Source organism: Cupriavidus basilensis, assembly GCF_029335485.1.
Lineage (GTDB): Bacteria > Pseudomonadota > Gammaproteobacteria > Burkholderiales > Burkholderiaceae > Cupriavidus > Cupriavidus basilensis_E.
Genome location: NZ_JARJLM010000302.1, coordinates 38,682 through 54,566, shown reverse-complemented (window position 1 = coordinate 54,566; position 15,885 = coordinate 38,682). Strand labels below are relative to the sequence as shown.

At 57.7% G+C, this 15,885-nt stretch carries 9 protein-coding genes and 2 pseudogenes; 1 reads left to right on the top strand and 10 read right to left on the bottom strand.

The features are described 5' to 3' along the window. From P3W85_RS17700 to P3W85_RS17670, 7 genes and pseudogenes are all read right to left on the bottom strand, one after another. Positions 1-520: fimbrial protein (locus P3W85_RS17700; RefSeq protein ID WP_276265744.1), on the bottom strand; the 520-nt coding region annotated here is incomplete at its 3' end. Further along, complete coding sequence (locus tag P3W85_RS17695) at positions 517-834, bottom strand: hypothetical protein (protein ID WP_276265743.1); 318 nt, start codon at positions 832-834, stop codon at positions 517-519. The genes P3W85_RS17695 and P3W85_RS17700, both read right to left, overlap by 4 nt. Before the next feature lie 673 nt (positions 835-1,507). Continuing rightward, positions 1,508-4,060, bottom strand: a complete 2,553-nt coding sequence (locus tag P3W85_RS17690) for an ATP-binding protein (RefSeq protein ID WP_276265742.1) — start codon at positions 4,058-4,060, stop codon at positions 1,508-1,510. Positions 4,061-4,340: 280 nt separating this feature from the next. Beyond that, on the bottom strand, positions 4,341-5,561 hold the full coding sequence (locus P3W85_RS17685) for an EAL domain-containing response regulator (RefSeq protein WP_276265748.1): 1,221 nt from the start codon (positions 5,559-5,561) through the stop codon (positions 4,341-4,343). Between the two features lie 804 nt (positions 5,562-6,365). Then, entirely contained in the window at positions 6,366-9,767 is a 3,402-nt protein-coding gene (locus P3W85_RS17680) for an ATP-binding protein (RefSeq protein ID WP_276265741.1), read from the bottom strand. Positions 9,768-9,800: 33 nt separating this feature from the next. Beyond that, positions 9,801-10,445: a response regulator transcription factor gene (locus P3W85_RS17675; RefSeq protein ID WP_276265740.1), complete on the bottom strand. Its 645-nt coding sequence runs from the start codon at positions 10,443-10,445 to the stop codon at positions 9,801-9,803. A 469-nt stretch (positions 10,446-10,914) separates the two neighbouring features. Continuing rightward, positions 10,915-11,575, bottom strand: a pseudogene (locus P3W85_RS17670) (transposase). Positions 11,576-11,759: 184 nt separating this feature from the next. Between P3W85_RS17670 and P3W85_RS17665 the strand changes: the two are divergent. Then, positions 11,760-12,155: a transposase gene (locus P3W85_RS17665; protein ID WP_276265739.1), complete on the top strand. Its 396-nt coding sequence runs from the start codon at positions 11,760-11,762 to the stop codon at positions 12,153-12,155. 85 nt (positions 12,156-12,240) lie between these two features. Here the strand turns inward: P3W85_RS17665 and P3W85_RS17660 are convergent, their stop codons facing one another. The 3 genes and pseudogenes from P3W85_RS17660 to P3W85_RS17650 form a co-directional block, all read right to left on the bottom strand. Beyond that, positions 12,241-13,023, bottom strand: coding sequence for a hypothetical protein (locus P3W85_RS17660; protein WP_276265738.1), 783 nt, complete (start codon positions 13,021-13,023; stop codon positions 12,241-12,243). A gap of 451 nt (positions 13,024-13,474) precedes the next feature. Continuing rightward, a pseudogene (locus tag P3W85_RS17655) lies at positions 13,475-14,039 on the bottom strand (IS630 family transposase); the annotation flags it as partial. 107 nt (positions 14,040-14,146) lie between these two features. Then, complete coding sequence (locus P3W85_RS17650; RefSeq protein ID WP_276265737.1) at positions 14,147-15,748, bottom strand: EAL domain-containing protein; 1,602 nt, start codon at positions 15,746-15,748, stop codon at positions 14,147-14,149. Positions 15,749-15,885 lie beyond the last annotated feature (137 nt).

Below are 15,885 nucleotides of genomic sequence, written 5' to 3'. Positions count from 1 at the left end.
TGGTGTAGAGCACCTTGGAGGTCGCCGCGCCGGCGGTGGCTACACCTGTCGCGACGTACTGCACGAAGTACGACAGGGTGGCGGAGCCGCCGGTGATCGCAACCGCCTTCGAGTTCTGCGACGCGTCGGCGTAGCCAGCCTTGATCGCGGTGGCGTCGGAGTTCAGCAGACCCAGCTGGACATTGGTGGCGCCATTGGCGTCCAGGTTCAGGTTGCCGCTCGCGTCGGTAGTCGAACCCGCCTCGAAGTAGGTGTGCACATTGCCCCCGGTCCCCGTGCAGTTCGTCAGCGCGATGTTGAACGGCGTACGGCCGGCCGTCTGCCCGGCGCTGGCCAGGCTCGCGCTCGACACGGGCGGCAGCGTGACGGTGAAGTTGGTCGCGGCGACACCGCCGTTGATGGTGCAGGTCTGCGCGGTGATACTACCGTTGAAGGTAATGGTGCCATCGGCTGCCAGCGCATTCTGGGAGAGAGCGATGACGCCGGCGGCGATCATGGTTGACAGCAGCTTCGTTTTCATGGGTGAACCTCAAAGAGAAGAGTAGAGAAGAGAAAAAAAGAGACTACAGAGAACATGCAGGCGGCCTTTCTATTGCCGAGGCATGCAGCTACTTCACAATTTCGCCCGCCAATAATGGGCAAAAATGTCCTTTGCCAAGCCATAGGGTGATGGGGATCAACGCTTGTTTGGACTTCGATGTCACCATGACTGACCAGCCCCTCCAATTGCGCTCCGTTTTCAACACCTTCGGCGACTACCGGCAACGATAATTTCGGACAAAAACCCGGAATACTTTTCAGAAATGCAATGGCGGGGGTATGCCGGAATTCCACGAAGGAAGGCTTGATCTAGCTTCACCCCGTCAACCCGTATGAGCCCATCGCCGCAAGAGGTGGAAAGACTGATCCGAAATCATTCAGAAAGAGACGAACCAAAAATTGCCGCAACGGACCTGCAAACTCGCTCAACGAAAGCAAAGTTGAGACGTCCTCGACCTCCGCGATTTCCAAATCGACGCTGCCCGGGTTGACACAGACTTGGCGGTGCCTCGACGTGGAGATATTTCAAGGACGAATCTTATCGACAGGATTCAGGGTCGGATATAGTAAGTTGTCCATTTTCTGCGAACTCGCCTCGCGCGGCTGATTATGTTGATCGTGCCACCGCGACCCTAGCCAAGCCCTCGATGAGGGTCGCCGTCATCGCGCTCCCCTGCTGATTAGCCAGATCGCCATCGAAAACTGGATGATTGCTGTCGGCGGTTCAGCGCCCTCGCACTCGATTTTCGATCCGCTCGTACACAATGCATATAGATCTGAAGGGGGAGCGAACGTGGATGGATGCATCTCACGAAGCTGGACCGCGCGGCAGACAGGCCCCGAGGGGTGTCACTCTACATCCACGGCGGCGCCCAGGTCACACGAGTCATCCGCTTACGTATGCATCGATAAAAATGCATGTCCAGCTTCGGCGAAATGGACAAAGAGGACTATTGGAAAATATCCTTCACTTCGCCCCGTACATTTGAGCGAGAGCGCTTCGCAGTTGATTTACTGACACCGGCTTGGTCAGAAACACTTCTGCACCGGCGTCACGACATCGCTGTTCCGTCTCCTTTAAGACGGAAGCAGTAATGGCGACAATCCGCGTACGGTGATTGGATGCAAGCTCAGCAGCGCGCACACGCAAAATCAACTCGATGCCGTCCAGCTTCGGCATATAGACATCGGTGATGAGGAGTGCAACTCTCGTAGTCGAAAGAACGCTCCATGCCTCTTCACCATGGCTACAGGTGAGGACCGCCTCGCAGCCTAGCTGCCTCAACTGATTCGTCAGAACCAGGCAGTTAACGGGACTATCATCCGCTACTACCACTGGGCCCATCGCCGCCCAATCCAGCGAGGGTTCAGCGAAGCCGCTGCCGGCGCCGTCCTCACTTGCATTCTGAGCGATCGCTTCCTGGCAAGCGGCAACGAAGAGAGACCAGTTCGGTGGGTTCGCCCAATAGTTCGGCAACTCCGAGACGCCTTCCGGCCGCACGGAATCGAGCCGCCCAACCAGCATGGCATGCCCCGGCCACCCGGGCATGCCACCTTCCGCGTCCCGCACATATAGGGTAGGCATCCCCCTATCCCGCGGCCACAATCGTCCCTCTATTGGCTCCATCCCTGCCGCTAGCGCGAAGGCCCGCAGCGACTTTGTTACGTTGATCATTTCGGTGCCGATGAGAATCACCCGCCCTTTGAACTCCGGGAAATCGTACTGCTCGCGCTCCGCGGTCAGGTCGATCCTAATTATCACCGACGTCCCGAGATGTTCGGCACTCGCGATCTCTACGGTCCCACCCATCATCTCAACCAGACGCTTGCTGATCGCCAGGCCAATTCCCACTCCGCCGAAACGACGTGTGAGCGTCCCCTGGGATTGCTCGAACGGGAGAAACAGTCCCTTCTGGGCCGTCTCCGAGATACCGATCCCGGTATCGTAGACTGTAAGCACCACCTGCTGCCTCGTGCCGTCTACTTTTCCGAGACTGACCGATATCCCAACGCGTCCTTGCGACGTAAACTTGATTGCGTTCGAAAGAAGGCTGAGCAAGACCTGGCGAAGCCGGTACGCGTCTGCAAGATACGTTGCGGCAACACCCGGATGGACATATACCGCCATCTCAAGCCCTTTACTCTCCCCGCTCCCCGCCAGTGCCGCCATGACCTCATCAACGACCTCCCGAAGATCCGTAGGTGCTGGCATCATGGCAAGCGTACCGGCATCAACCATTGAATACTCCAGGATGTCGTTAAGTATCTGCATCAGTGCTTTAGCGGAACTGTCCGCAACGTCCAGGTAATGCCGTTGTTGGGCATCAAGAATGGTTCGCCGCAACGCTTCCAATAGACCAAGCAGACCATGCATCGGTGTTCTGATTTCATGACTCATCATGGCCAGAAATCTGCCTTTTGCCTCGGATGATGCAACCGCTGCGTCTCGTGCCTCTTCCAGCAGCCCCGCCTGAACCTGACTATCACTCACTGCCTCCCGCAATCGCTCGACCAGCGTCGAACGTTCGGACTCCAGCTGGCCGTTTCGCACCATGGCATCCCTTAAGGCCTGCAGCGCGTCAAGAAGCGCCCCGATCTGATCCTTCCACCTGAATGAATAGGCCGGTGTGGAGTAATTCCCGCTCGCGAAACTCAGGATCGAAACAGTCGCGGCGGATATCGGCTCGATTATTCTCCGTGAAAAGAGGACGAGGACGGACACAATCGAAAGAATGATCGTCACAACAACCGCGGCCAGCAGGCCCAGGGCATTGCGTGTACTATTTTTCCGCTCGTCCACATACCGGATGGCGGCATCAAGCTCGGCATCCCGCAGCGCTGTAATCGGCCGCATGAGGGGCACATAGTGTTGCGCGAACGACGCCGCCGTGGGCATCATTGCTTCCTTGGATCCCGCCCGTGCGGTCTGCCTCAGATAAGCAATGCCGCCATCAAAATAGATCCTCTGCATCTGCGTTACCGCGACAGGATGCCTAAGCGTGCCTCTCCCGATCAAATCACCCAGGGCATGAATGCGTCCAATCACCAGCCAGAGTCTCTCCATTTCATCTGCAGACAGTGCCTTCCGGCTCATCAGCGCCGGTGTGAAAAGCGATCCTGCGCGGCCAGCTTGTTCTCGCAGCTCTGCAGCAAGACGTGCTACCAATACGTGTTCCGCCACCGATGGCTCGTCGCGGATTAATTCAAGGATGATGCGGTCAGTGACAAGATTCATATCCTCAATAAACCGAAACATCCTGGAAATTGCATGATCTGCGGCGCGCGTTGATCGTTCTTCCCGCGGCATAGCCGCGAGGCGATCGATATCCTGTCGCGCTAGCTGGAGGCGCTCACGGGCCGACCTCATGAGTGCAGCGTCGCGCTTGCAGTCGTCGCAGGACGATTCCTGGAGCCGCTTGATCGCGGCCTCTAGGGTTGCGTCACTTTGCGCCCTTGCCAGATCAAGCGCCGCTCTTAAACCGGCTCCGTCTGGTTGCGTAGCACCAATCAGCGCATTCATTGGCCCTCGCTCAGCTGACAGATACTCAGATGAGCTCAGCGTCGTCCTGAGAACCTGCAGGAGCATTGCGGCACGCTCTGTTGCCTTGTATGACCTCCAGTCTCGTGCCAGGAGTACTCCGGCACCACTCATTGTCACTCCCAGAACAATCACGGCAACGAGCCGAAACAGCTGATCGATGCGTATCGCGCCCATCGGAGAACTCATAGAAACAGTGAACGAACGGTGGCTCCAACTCAACAGCCGGAGAATGTGGCAGGATGCGGGGGGGGGGGCCGCGCTATCGATCCGTCGAATCGTCGCGCCGCAGGTTCAATCGTCCAGCCACCACGTCAGACAGAAAGGCTGCCTCGGACTTCGGCCTGGACCATAAATATCCCTGCCCAATCTCACACCCGAGATCCAGAAGCGCATCTCGCTGCTTCTCCGTTTCAACGCCTTCAGCGACGCACTCGAGCTCGAGATCACGCGCCAGACTGATCTGGCTACGGCAAATCGCGGTACGTTGGTTATTCTCGGCGAGAGCAGAGACAAATGATCGATCGAGCTTCATTTGCGTAAACGGCAGGTCAGCCAAAAGCGTGGGCGTTGCAATCCCAACCCCGAAATCATCAATCGCCACACCGTATCCACGCAACCGCAGCCGGTTCAAGGTGATCGCCAACTGGCACATGTCTGGGATCGGGCCGTCTTCGGTCACCTCGATAATGAGGAATTTTGGCGTGACCCCGCTTGAACCAACCTCGGTCTCGAATCGTTCGAACCAGCCGGGATTGCACAGAGTCTGCGCTGATACATTGATTCCGATCGGTATCGACATACCGCAATTGATCAGGTGCTGCTGTACCCCAAGACACCGGCCCAGGACAAGGAAGAATAGTGCTTCCAGGTGCCCGAGCGCTGCCAGCCGTGGAATGAACTTGTCGGGTGCGATCCTGCCCACAGGAGAGTGCTTCCAGCGACACAGCGCCTCGGCCCCCACGAGCTTGCCCGTCGAGATGTTGACCTGCGGTTGCAGGACAACCGCAAAACCATCCTTGACGCGTAGCGCCTCCGTGAGTTCTGCATCGTCCGGCGTATCAGGCTCTCCGCCTTGCTCATCTCTCCGCGTATCGCGAGTTAAAGCTATCTGCAAAGCCGGGGCGATCGCTGCGTTGGTCAGCGGCTTCTTCAACGCACACACCTGGCGAAATCCGACGGTGCTGGCGATGCCGGCATGGGAATAGATTATGTCCTCAGCCATAGCGGAGATCCATACCCATACCGGTGCTTCGCCAAGAGATCCATAGCTTGCGAGACGTCGCAGTTCCTGCATCAACTCTGGTCCGTTAAGATCCGGCAAATCGATGTCGCACAGTACGATATCGAAGCACCATCGCCCCAATGCCTCGATCGCTTCCCGTCCGCCGGACACTGCGAGAATCTTGCCTGCACCAAGTCCAAGTAACAGCTCCCTCATCGCAGACTGCTGGAATGGGTCGTCCTCCACAACCAGAACCATCAAGGAAGAATAACTTCTCATTCTCATAATTTGTCTCGTATCGCGAGCGCTTTGGCTTGTTCCCGAATCCACCGCAATGCGGAGAACGGCATTCCAGAACACTCAGCCCCAAACTGGAGAGCGACCCATGATCGGATCGGATAGCACGATGTGAAAGCCCATCGCCCTGTCTTGGTCAGCTGATCAATCCCCGTTCTCTAATGCGATCGCTTCTGATCGCTATCTTTTCCGGGCACGCGCAGAGGTTGTAGGGCTGCGGGGTAGGAGTCGGAATCTGGATCAGCAACCGAGTGGATCTCTCTGGTTAAGCAAGAAACAACGACTTCTCGTGCTCAATCTTGTATAAGACTACGGCAGTTGCAGGCCGGTAAGGCCGTCCTTACAGCTAGCGCATCATGGAATCGTGAGCAGTATCCCCTTGTAGTGAAGCATAGCCCTCGTCACGACAGGACCTCGTGGCATAGCCGTATCGCCGGTTCTGGTATTTCATATGTATCCCTGGAACACCGGTAATTGCACGACGAGAAGCGATAGATTCAAGAACAGCGCATAGAGCGTTGGCGAACTGCGGATCGGTGCTCTCCTGAACGATCACACCCTCACTGACGCCCCCGGAAGAACAGCTTGAAGTCATGCTAGCAAGCGAGTTTTCCGCAGTCCATCGCAATCGCTCCATATATCTCCGTGCTGCTCCTACACCCGATGGGCATCACCAGCCCGACCCCCTGCGCCAAAGGCCAGCCGGCTCGATCATTGGCCACGATACAAGAGCATTCAACACCACCGTGAAGCCGGATCAAAACCCTACTCACGCGACCCTTCCGAAGCGGCCATGTCGCCCAAACATAGCGCGGCGACACGCGCTTCGATGTCATTCACCATGGCACGCCAGTCGTCGCACCATTCGCCCGTACCCGTGCATGCCAATTCGACCTCGATACATCTTTCCGCGAGAGTTTGGTGCCCTATCAAGAGCAGCGTGCCTCGCATCCGATGCATCCACCGTTCGAGCGCACGCACATCCCGGTTTGGCACCAGCCGTTCCAGCTCAGCCAACTCTTCTTTCGCGTGCGCCTGAAACCTGGTTACCAATGCCTCTTTCCCGCCGCGGTCCATCGCCAGGGCTTGCTCCAACCACCGATCGTCCACAATATCTTCCTCGGGATGTGATGTATGGCACCGAACCAGCACACGCGATAGCCTATCGAGATTGACAGGCTTGGCGATATAGTCGAAGAAGCCCTGGGCAAGTCTCCTCTCCACCTCGCTATCAGATTCATAGGCACTCACCGCTACCACCGGAAGACCTGAATTCTGCTTGCGCACGGCGTCAAGTAGCTCTACCCCGCTCATCCCAGGCAGATCCAGATCGGTCAGCACGATATCAACATGGTTGTGATGCAACGTCACAAGGGCCTCAGCGCCGCCAGCTGCGCTTAGAACGCCATATCCGAGCGAGCGGACTTGATCGACCAACAACTCCCGATTTAACTTGCTATCGTCCACAACAAGCACGGTCAGTGCCATGCCCTGGTCGCGGCGGCCGGGAGACGAGACGATGCCAATTCCCTCATCGGCCACGGGCAAGGTCTGCATCCGCTCTGCCGGGGCCTGCCCCATGGCAAGTTGCAACGCCTCCTTGAGCGCCTCGGTGTTGAATGCGGTCACCTCGATCACACGCTCGGCCAACCGTATGGGTCGTTGCACCGCCATCTGCGCTACCAGGATGACCGGTACCTGCACTCTGTTCGAAATCTCCAGGGCGCAACCTGCATTGCTATCAGCAAGCACGACCACATCTGCCGAAGCGTCCGAGATCTCCAGCGCAGACGCCGCCCCGTCCCGAATTGAAGCACACCATCCCCAGTCGGTAAGCCATGCCTGTAGACATCCGCCGTATTCGCTCATCTCCGTAACAATCAGCGCACTTCCCATCGTCTCGCTCATCGCAACAGCTTGACTCGGCGCGACAGAGACAGGCAGTCGCACAGTGAAGGCTGAGCCCACATGAAGGATGCTCTTCGCGGAAATTGTGCCGCCCATCAACCTGCAAAGGGTCGCGCAAATCGAAAGTCCTAGCCCCGTCCCGGCATATCGCCGGCCTTCTCCGTCCGCTTGCGCAAATGGCGTGAAGATACGTTCAACCAGTTGCTCGTCCATCCCGTCGCCGGAATCGGTCACCTCGAGCATCAAGGTCGCAGACTTCGGCGTTTCGAGGACGAGAGAGCCCCTGACTGCCACTCGCCCGGCATGCGTGAACTTGAACGCGTTGCTAAGGAGGTTGTCGAGGATTTGAGAGATCCTGCTCGGGTCGCCGATCATAGCGTGTCGTCCCATGGCCGGATCCGCGAAGATGTGGAGATCGATGTGTTTCGAGATTGCACGTTCCACATAGCCCTGAACCACCCCCTCCACACATTGGAGAGGATAGAACTTGGACTCCACGAGTTTCATTTCGCCAGCCTCGATTCTCGATAGATCAAGAATATCGGTCACAATCCGCTGCAGAGCTTGCGCACCCGTATGTACGGCCTTAAGTCGGCCTACTTCGGCGTCGTTCAACTTTCCGACGGGAAGTAGATCGACGTTTCCAAGGATGACACTCAACGGGGTTCTGATCTCGTGACTCACCGACGCAAAGAAGTTCGATCTCGCGCGGAGCAGCCGGTCCGACTCTTCCCGCGCCTTCGTGGATTCGAGTTCGGCCAGTTTCTGGGTCGTTGCGTCGCTGACAGCACAAATCAGCACCGCCTCTCCGTTATAGCTCGAGGGTGCGAAGGCAATTTGAAGAAAAAACGGATTGCCGCCAGCTTCACGGCTCAAGCTTATATTGAAGTGCACGATTTCGGATCCCGCCTGCGCGCAGCCAGCTGAGCGCGCGCGGAACTCTGTTTCGATTGAAAACGGCAGTTTCATTGGCGCACGCATGTCAAGAAGCGATGCTGCCAACAAATTTGTCCGCACGACCGAATAGTCCCGGGCACAAACGATGAGCAAGCCGATCGGCACCGCGCTTACAAGGACATGGTTCAGTATCTCGTTCTCGATAGCACGCCTGGACGCTATGTGCCCCCTCGCCAGGACGCGCCTATCCCACTGATAGGCCGCCGCAAGCAACGTAAAAAGAAAGGTGCCACCGAGCGCCCAGATCCAGCCTGTGGGCCGCGCCACCGACCTGAGAAGGTCGATATAGCTTAAGCCATAGACCAGATGACCGAAGTGTTCGCTGACGGGCTCGATGAGATACATCCCGTCGCTTGTAAAGCGCGGTCCGCGTGCGCGCGACTGCTGCAGCACCAGCGCTGCCCCTCGGTCAAACCATGCGCCGGCAGCGCTCTGATCAATCAGGAGGGCGGTCGCACTGTACAACCCCAGCGCACCATATTCAACCTCGCGTCGGACTCCGGCCAGGAGAGACTTGACGGGCAGGTCCGAACCAAACAGGACGAGACCTCTTCCCGCCACCTCAATCACGCCAACGCAACTCAAGACGCTCTCAGCCTGGTCCTTGTCCACCAATGGGTACTTCCAGTGTACGCCTTCCGTTGCCCCCAGGACCTTCTCTCCAACGACTCCCTTTTCCCGCAACGACTGTACCAAAGCCAATGGACTAGTCCCCTGCACGTCGTTCGATAGTCGATAGTCCGCCGCTGGAAAGATGGCAGCATAGTCACGATCGAGTCCGACCACATACGCACGCCGCTTGATTTTCATCGCATCCAATGTTGACATGCCGCCAGCCGCGATGTTTGCGAGCGCATTAGCCTGCGCTTCCCATCCGGGTTCCAGGCCCTTCTTCCCCTCCTGTGGAAGTACAATCAAAAATGTATCAGCCTTGAATGCAGGGCGACCCCGGGCTTCTTCCGAAGTTCTGAGTGATTGAATCACGTCGCCAAACCGTCCTGCCTGCCATTCTCCGGCACTCGAGAAAAAGTGCTTGACCGTATGACTCATGCGCCGGACAAAAACTTCGTCATGCTCAATGATCCTCCCCACCTCCGAGGCGTACCGACCCAATTGGTCTGATCTCCGCTCAACCTCTGCACGCATGCAGAGGTATGTTGCCAGTATCGCAGCACACAAAACGCCAGCGGTGGCGAGGCTAATCCCCCAGTAGAAGAACAGGCGTTCCCGCCGGACCGTCGCCGTTAATGCGTCAAAGGCATTCTTATGTGCCTCTTGGTCTCTATTAAGAATCATCACCATTGACCCTTGGCAGCTACTCAGTGCCCATCATCTTTAAATCAGGCCTGTCTCAACGGCATAGCGAATGAGCTCAGTATTCGATGTGAGATGCAGCTTCCTCATCGCTGTATACTTTTGCGTCGATATTGTGCTCACGGCGCGACCGAGTTGATCGGCAATCTGAACTAGTGAGTGCCCGGCCGCATAGAGTCTCAGTACATCGAGTTCCTTACGCGTCAGCTGTTCACTTCTCCGCATCCCGCCCCCGTCGGCTTGATCCAACACCGCCTTCGCTACTGGCGAGCAGAATTGTCCGCTGCCTCGCTGAACAAGCAGGCAAGCTTGTATCACCTCACTGAGTTCGTCCTCCTTGCACACCACAGCATTGACCGATTGCATCAATGCTCGCCGCAAAACACTTGGGTTCTTCTGGGCGGTAAATAGAACAATACCGCAGGCGGGCGCGCAATCCCGGATCCTGCGCAGCAGTACGAAGCCATCTATCGAGAGATCGTCCCGACTCATGCTGAAATCGGTGACCACGATGTCTGTGGGCTTCTCCGCCAGCTTCTGCAGCAGATCGGCACCAGAAAGGCACTCGTGGACGACGGTGAAACCTGGAACCACGCTAACCAGTGAACTGACCGCCTGGATTGCTATGGGATGATCATCTGCAATCGATACCGTTATCTTCTTCATACCCAAGACTCAATTCGAACTGCACGAGTAGACCTGCTAGCTATCGTAGTTGAACTAGATTATGGCGATCTCACCAACGACGTAAATCGTAATTCGGCGATGTTTTTCATCGAACGGCCGTATCAAATAGCTGTTTAACTATGATTGCGTCGATTCGCGCAGCGCTGCACCAAGGCCGCGCCTCCAGTGTCGGCTGGACCAGGATTTCTGGCGCCCATAAAGCCAGTGCTGCGACGTGATCGCTATGGCATGTACGTCACCCGGCCAGCCACTCGGCTCTCCTTCCCAACCAGCCGGCGCAGCGAATCACTTGAAATTCTGCGCGGAGGTCGGCGCTCCGCACCGTTTCTTGTTTATTCGATTGTCAAATGAACCACCTGAGCGAATCCCATTCTCAGTTGCCAGCACGAGGTACGTGCTTGAAATTTGTGTAGGATACCCATCTGGCGGGATCCGATGCGCTAATTACTCAGCAGTCAGTAATGTAGGAAACAATCGGATGCCAGAAGAATGAGCGAACAAGAGCTGGATCATCGGCGACGGCTTGGAGTTGACCATCGACGCGCGCCTTCATCGTTTCGCCTTTGCGCGGAGGCCTGCGCGCCGGACCCGTAGTCTTGGCGTAACTCCACACCAACTCGTCGGGGCGAGGTCGGGCGCACAGTCCGGCATAAAATGCGGCGTGAGTTTTCCCTCGCGTGGCCTGCCCCGCGCGCATTTACCGCCGAGGCCGTGCTGATGCTCTGGCGTTGACCGGGCACTTGCACGATGGGAGTTTGGCCCTTGGCCGCCCAGGCTTTACCGTACACGGTATCGGCCCGGAAGCCCGACTCATCTCAGGAAAACACGTGGACGGATTCGGCACGTGCCTGACGGGCGATGGCCGGATAGACCTGGCGTTCCTGCGCGGTGCTGAGCTTGCGCGCGACCCGTAGCTGGCCGCGCGTCCAAGCCGTGAAACCCTTTACCCCGTCTGCCTGCGGCTTTAAGCCAGCGGTAAACCACGCAGCGATGAAAGCCATGGCTAGCAATCACCTGATTTGGAGATTCACCCTCGCGTACCCGCTCCACCGCCATCTTGCGGATGGGCTTCCGACGCGGTGGTTCATCTGCCCTCCGTCTCGCTTCATGGCAAATTTGACTCAACTGAACTCCGCCGGTTCCAGAATTTCTATCAAAATTCCTGACTGCTCATTAAGCGCAATAAATATATATATTACGCAAGCATTCTGTAAGCGCGAAATTTGCCACTCATAGCGTGGGAAGCGCCAGACGGCGCAGGATTGAGTCCGCATTTTTTAGTGGACACAACTCATGGGCCAGATCGATTTGGATTTCTTGCCGCTGCAGGTGATCAATGTCGGCGCCAACGACAAGCGCAGTTTTGATAGAGGTGACAAGGGACGGCTGGTGAAAGCGTGCCTGAGGCCTGGGATGTCGATGGCCAACCTGGCGATCAAGGCGGGGGTGAATGCGAACCAGTTGCGCTGCTGGATCGAGCAATACAAAGCGAAAGAGAGGGGCACGGCTGACACGAAGGGTGCCACCCAGGAAGCGCGGGCGGTATTCGTTCCGATGATGGAATTCCCCGGCGGCGACGACCGGGTCGAACCAGGGCAAGATGCAATGCCGGTGACGACATTGGCAGCGCTTCCGGTACGGTTGTCAGCGCGCTGGCCCAGTGACGCAGGCATGGGGCTGGAATGCTAGACATGACACGTCATGCAGACGCAGTCCGCATGACGTGCTCAGGAACGAGCGGAAAACAAACCAGAAAGAGAGGGGCAGGGCGATATCACACCAATAGCAGTGGCTTTATCAATGGAGCGAAGCGGGTCGCCGCCAGCTTAGCGAATCCACCAAAAGTCGGATGCAGCTCATTACTCCATTGGTCGTCGGTCAGCGTCCCTGGGGTGTTTACCCGTATGACTCGTCCCGGATTGTCCTTTTCGAGCGCCGACAGGTGCGTCGTCATGTCGTCGATCAGGAGTTTTACCAGTTGTCGCCGGAATGAGTCTGTGGACAGGTCTCCCGGCATTGGTACGTGACAATTGTTCATGGGGATCTTCAGCCACTGCCCGGAAATCCCGTGGAAGCTTCGACCATCAGGAATGGCGTAGTCATAGCTGTGGACCAGAACCTTTGCGTCCGGTCGTAGTTCGACGACGTCTGCGATCAACGTCCGATAGGACTTGATCACCGCATCGAACAGATTGCCGGGTTCAGCTTGACGGAAGCAGTCGGCCGGGTTCTGACACTGGGAGCAATCCTGGTTGAGCAGATCGGCAAAGTCGTCCAGGCCAGCAAAGTCGTTGCCCCCGGCACTGAGCAGGACGACCTTGATGGTGTCGAAGGTCTTTAGGTAAGCCCGGAAGTATTCACGGTATCGGTGGGCAGCCAGTTGCACGGATTCGGCCCCGTTGGCGCCCAGGCAGAGTGTATTCGTGCCGGCACAGAGCTTATCGATCGGATTGAGTAGATTGTTCTCCGGGTACCAGAACCAGGAGTCACCCAGTGCCAGGATATCCGGGAAAACTCCTACGTTCCGCATCTGCGGTTCGAAATTCCAGACTGCCATATCGCCTCCCAATAGAAACAGATGCTGGAGTGGATCGCGGGAAAGTAAGGTGTCCTACGTGACGATGAAGAGGGATAAGCCCCTGGGCACGATCTCGTGCTAATCCTGCTCTGGCAGATGGATCTATAGTGACACAATATATCGACTTCGGCACCCTACAGGAAGGGGGGGAGGCAACCAATCAGCGCAATAGCATCAATCGAAGGTGACGGCTGGGTTGGCGATGACGCCCAGGCAGGCAATCGAGTCGACGGCCGGTGTTATCACCGAGAAATCTTTTGCTGCGGGAACGTATTTGGATGTTTTACTATTCTCATTCGGCTATCGAGACGCGATACTTGCAAACAGTAGCGCTAGCTCCCCCTGTGCTGCTTCACTTGTGAGGTTACCCCCCTCCTGGTATTTCCCGCGAGCATCTGTCTCACCGGCAGATGCTCTTTTTTTGTATAGCGAAGTGGAACCGGATAACCGGCGTTTGCCCCTTCAACGCCCAGGTCTGCATCCGTGTGGGGCGTTCGCTGATACCGGATTCGTCGATGAAGACGATCAATCGGCGCTCGCGCCGGGTTTTTTTAAGTGCCGGCCAGGTGCGCTGCTTCCTCGGGCGTACAGCCTCTTCGTCGTGCTCGATTGCTCGGCGCGCAGGCCTTTTGCACGCTGAAACCCAGGGTCCCAACGAGGCGCCAGATTTGCGTTTGTCCGAACTCAGCACCGTACATGCGCTGGATGAGCGCACCCACGCGCTTGAGCGTCCATAGTTCGGTGCCAAAGCCGTGTTCGGTCGGGTTTTGTAGTAGCGCCTTGCACAGTCCGGCGAGTTGCTCGTCCTCCAGTCTGGCCGGACGGCCTCGACCGGGCACGGCCCGTAGCGCATCGATTCCGCCTTCATCGAGCAAGCCCTTCCACGTGTACGCGGTCTGTCGGGCTAGCCCCACGGCCAACGCCACCTTTGCCGGACGCTTGCCCGCCAATAGCATCCGGCCAGCCCGCCAGCGCTTCTTCGCCATGCCACCCATCTCCAACCATTCCGTTAGAGAGACAACGCGCCAGCATGGAATCGGTCGTCATGTTTTACGGAAATCTCAATAACTGACGCAGCGTACCAGGCTCCTTGTGCGCAGCGTTATCCTGCAATCCCGCTACCTAACTCAGATCCCGGATCCTGCAGTGACTGGCTATCAATCCACGACTGCAATGCCCGTGCGCTCATAGGCCGGGCAAACAGGAAGCCCTGTGCATACTTCACGCCTTTGCCGCGCAAGTAGGCCGCCTGTGTCTCGGTCTCGATACCCTCCGCAATCAGCGTGACGTCAAGGCGTGCGCCCAAGGCGATGATCAACTCCAGCACCGGCGCATTCACGGCATCCGTGTTGATCACCGAGACAAAGCCGCGATCGATCTTGATGTAGTCCACCGTGAATCTCTCCAGGTACGCCAGCGAACTGTGCCCCGTTCCGAAATCGTCGATGGCGAATTGCACCCCAGCCGCGCGCAGCGCCTGTATGTTCTTCAGCACCGCATCGGTGTCGGGCACAACCTTGCGTTCCGTGATCTCCAGCACCAGACGTGGCGCTTTTCCGTGCAGCGCTTGCTGCAGGCGCTGCACATCCGCAATCATGTCTGTGCTGGCTAGGTGCTCCGCCGTGATATTGACGCCAATATGGAAGCCGGGCGGGAACGACAGCGATTCGACGTCACGTTGTATCAGGGCAAAAAGATGCCGCGTGAGGGGAAGCGCCAGCCCGTTGTCTTCTGCCACGCTGAACAGCAGGTCAGGGCGGATCGGCCCAGCACCCGGCTTGTTCCAGCGGATGAGCGCTTCCACGCCAGATGTCCTGCCGCTGGCGAGTTCAAGCAAGGGCTGGTAGTGCACATGGAATTCGTTGTTGCGCATGCCGCGGCGGATCTCGGCCACCATCGACAGGCGCTGCATATGGAAACGATAGGCTGCGTACGCGAGCAGCAACGATGCCAACAGCATGAAGGGCGCGTAGTGAGCCAACAGCTGATTGCGCAGTGCTGCAATCACCGAGGGCTGGATACCGGCATGCACGGAGAGCGAGTAGCGCTCGGACGGTAGCGGTGGGAGCGTGTCGAGGCCAGGCGTGGTCAGCGGTGACCCGCCAGGCCCCGCCAGTACGCTGCCTGAGTGTTTTAGCACAATCGCCATGGCGAAGCGGTCCCGTGGGCTGGCAGCGGCGAGGAGATCCTGCAGATACTGGCCGTCCAGCGTGGCGATGGCGCCGCGCCCGCCGTCCAAGCGCAGTGCCACGAGTAGTGCCGGGCGGTCGGGCACCTTGGGTGTGCCCGGCAGGATATACAGGCTTCTGCCCATCGGAAGCGGGCCGGGCCGCTTCGTAAGATGCGGTATGGGCAGTTGCAATGCGCCGGTTGCCGACGAGCAGTAGAGGGTGTCGTCACGCACCAAGAACAGCGAGCGGAAATAAGGCCTGAAGGCCCCGATCTGCTGTAGCTGGGCTGCCACCTGGTCGCAAGGCTGCGCGGCGAGTGTGGCCAGGACCCCCGTCAGGTTGACGGCTTGATTGAGCATGGTCTCGGTTTGGCGCAGCACGATCTCGCTGGCGGCAATGGCTTCTTCTTCCGCTTGCCGCTGGGCCTCTATATAGATGACCTGCAACATCAACAGGAATGGCAGCGCGGCGGCCATTGTAATGGACAGAAGCCGCAAGCCCGTCAAACGGCCCCGCATGATTCTAGTTGGCATGGGTTCAGCGCTCCGCACAAAATGCGTGAGGATGTCGACGGGGAATCTGGGCTGGGCCAGGCACGCCTTTAGTCTAAAGGCGGAACTCCAGCCGAGAGGCTTTTAGTACTGCGGCGAACGATTTCAATTTCTCAAGC

What these genes read in the sequence shown, in the direction of transcription:
- P3W85_RS17650 (WP_276265737.1), bottom strand. Translation starts at nt 15,748, where the DNA reads ATGCCAACTAGAATCATGCGGGGCCGTTTGACGGGCTTGCGGCTTCTG.
- P3W85_RS17685 (WP_276265748.1), bottom strand. Translation starts at nt 5,561, where the DNA reads ATGGTTCTGGTTGTGGAGGACGACCCATTCCAGCAGTCTGCGATGAGG.
- P3W85_RS17680 (WP_276265741.1), bottom strand. Translation starts at nt 9,767, where the DNA reads ATGGTGATGATTCTTAATAGAGACCAAGAGGCACATAAGAATGCCTTT.
- P3W85_RS17690 (WP_276265742.1), bottom strand. Translation starts at nt 4,060, where the DNA reads ATGAATGCGCTGATTGGTGCTACGCAACCAGACGGAGCCGGTTTAAGA.
- P3W85_RS17665 (WP_276265739.1), top strand. Translation starts at nt 11,760, where the DNA reads ATGGGCCAGATCGATTTGGATTTCTTGCCGCTGCAGGTGATCAATGTC.
- P3W85_RS17675 (WP_276265740.1), bottom strand. Translation starts at nt 10,445, where the DNA reads ATGAAGAAGATAACGGTATCGATTGCAGATGATCATCCCATAGCAATC.
- P3W85_RS17660 (WP_276265738.1), bottom strand. Translation starts at nt 13,023, where the DNA reads ATGGCAGTCTGGAATTTCGAACCGCAGATGCGGAACGTAGGAGTTTTC.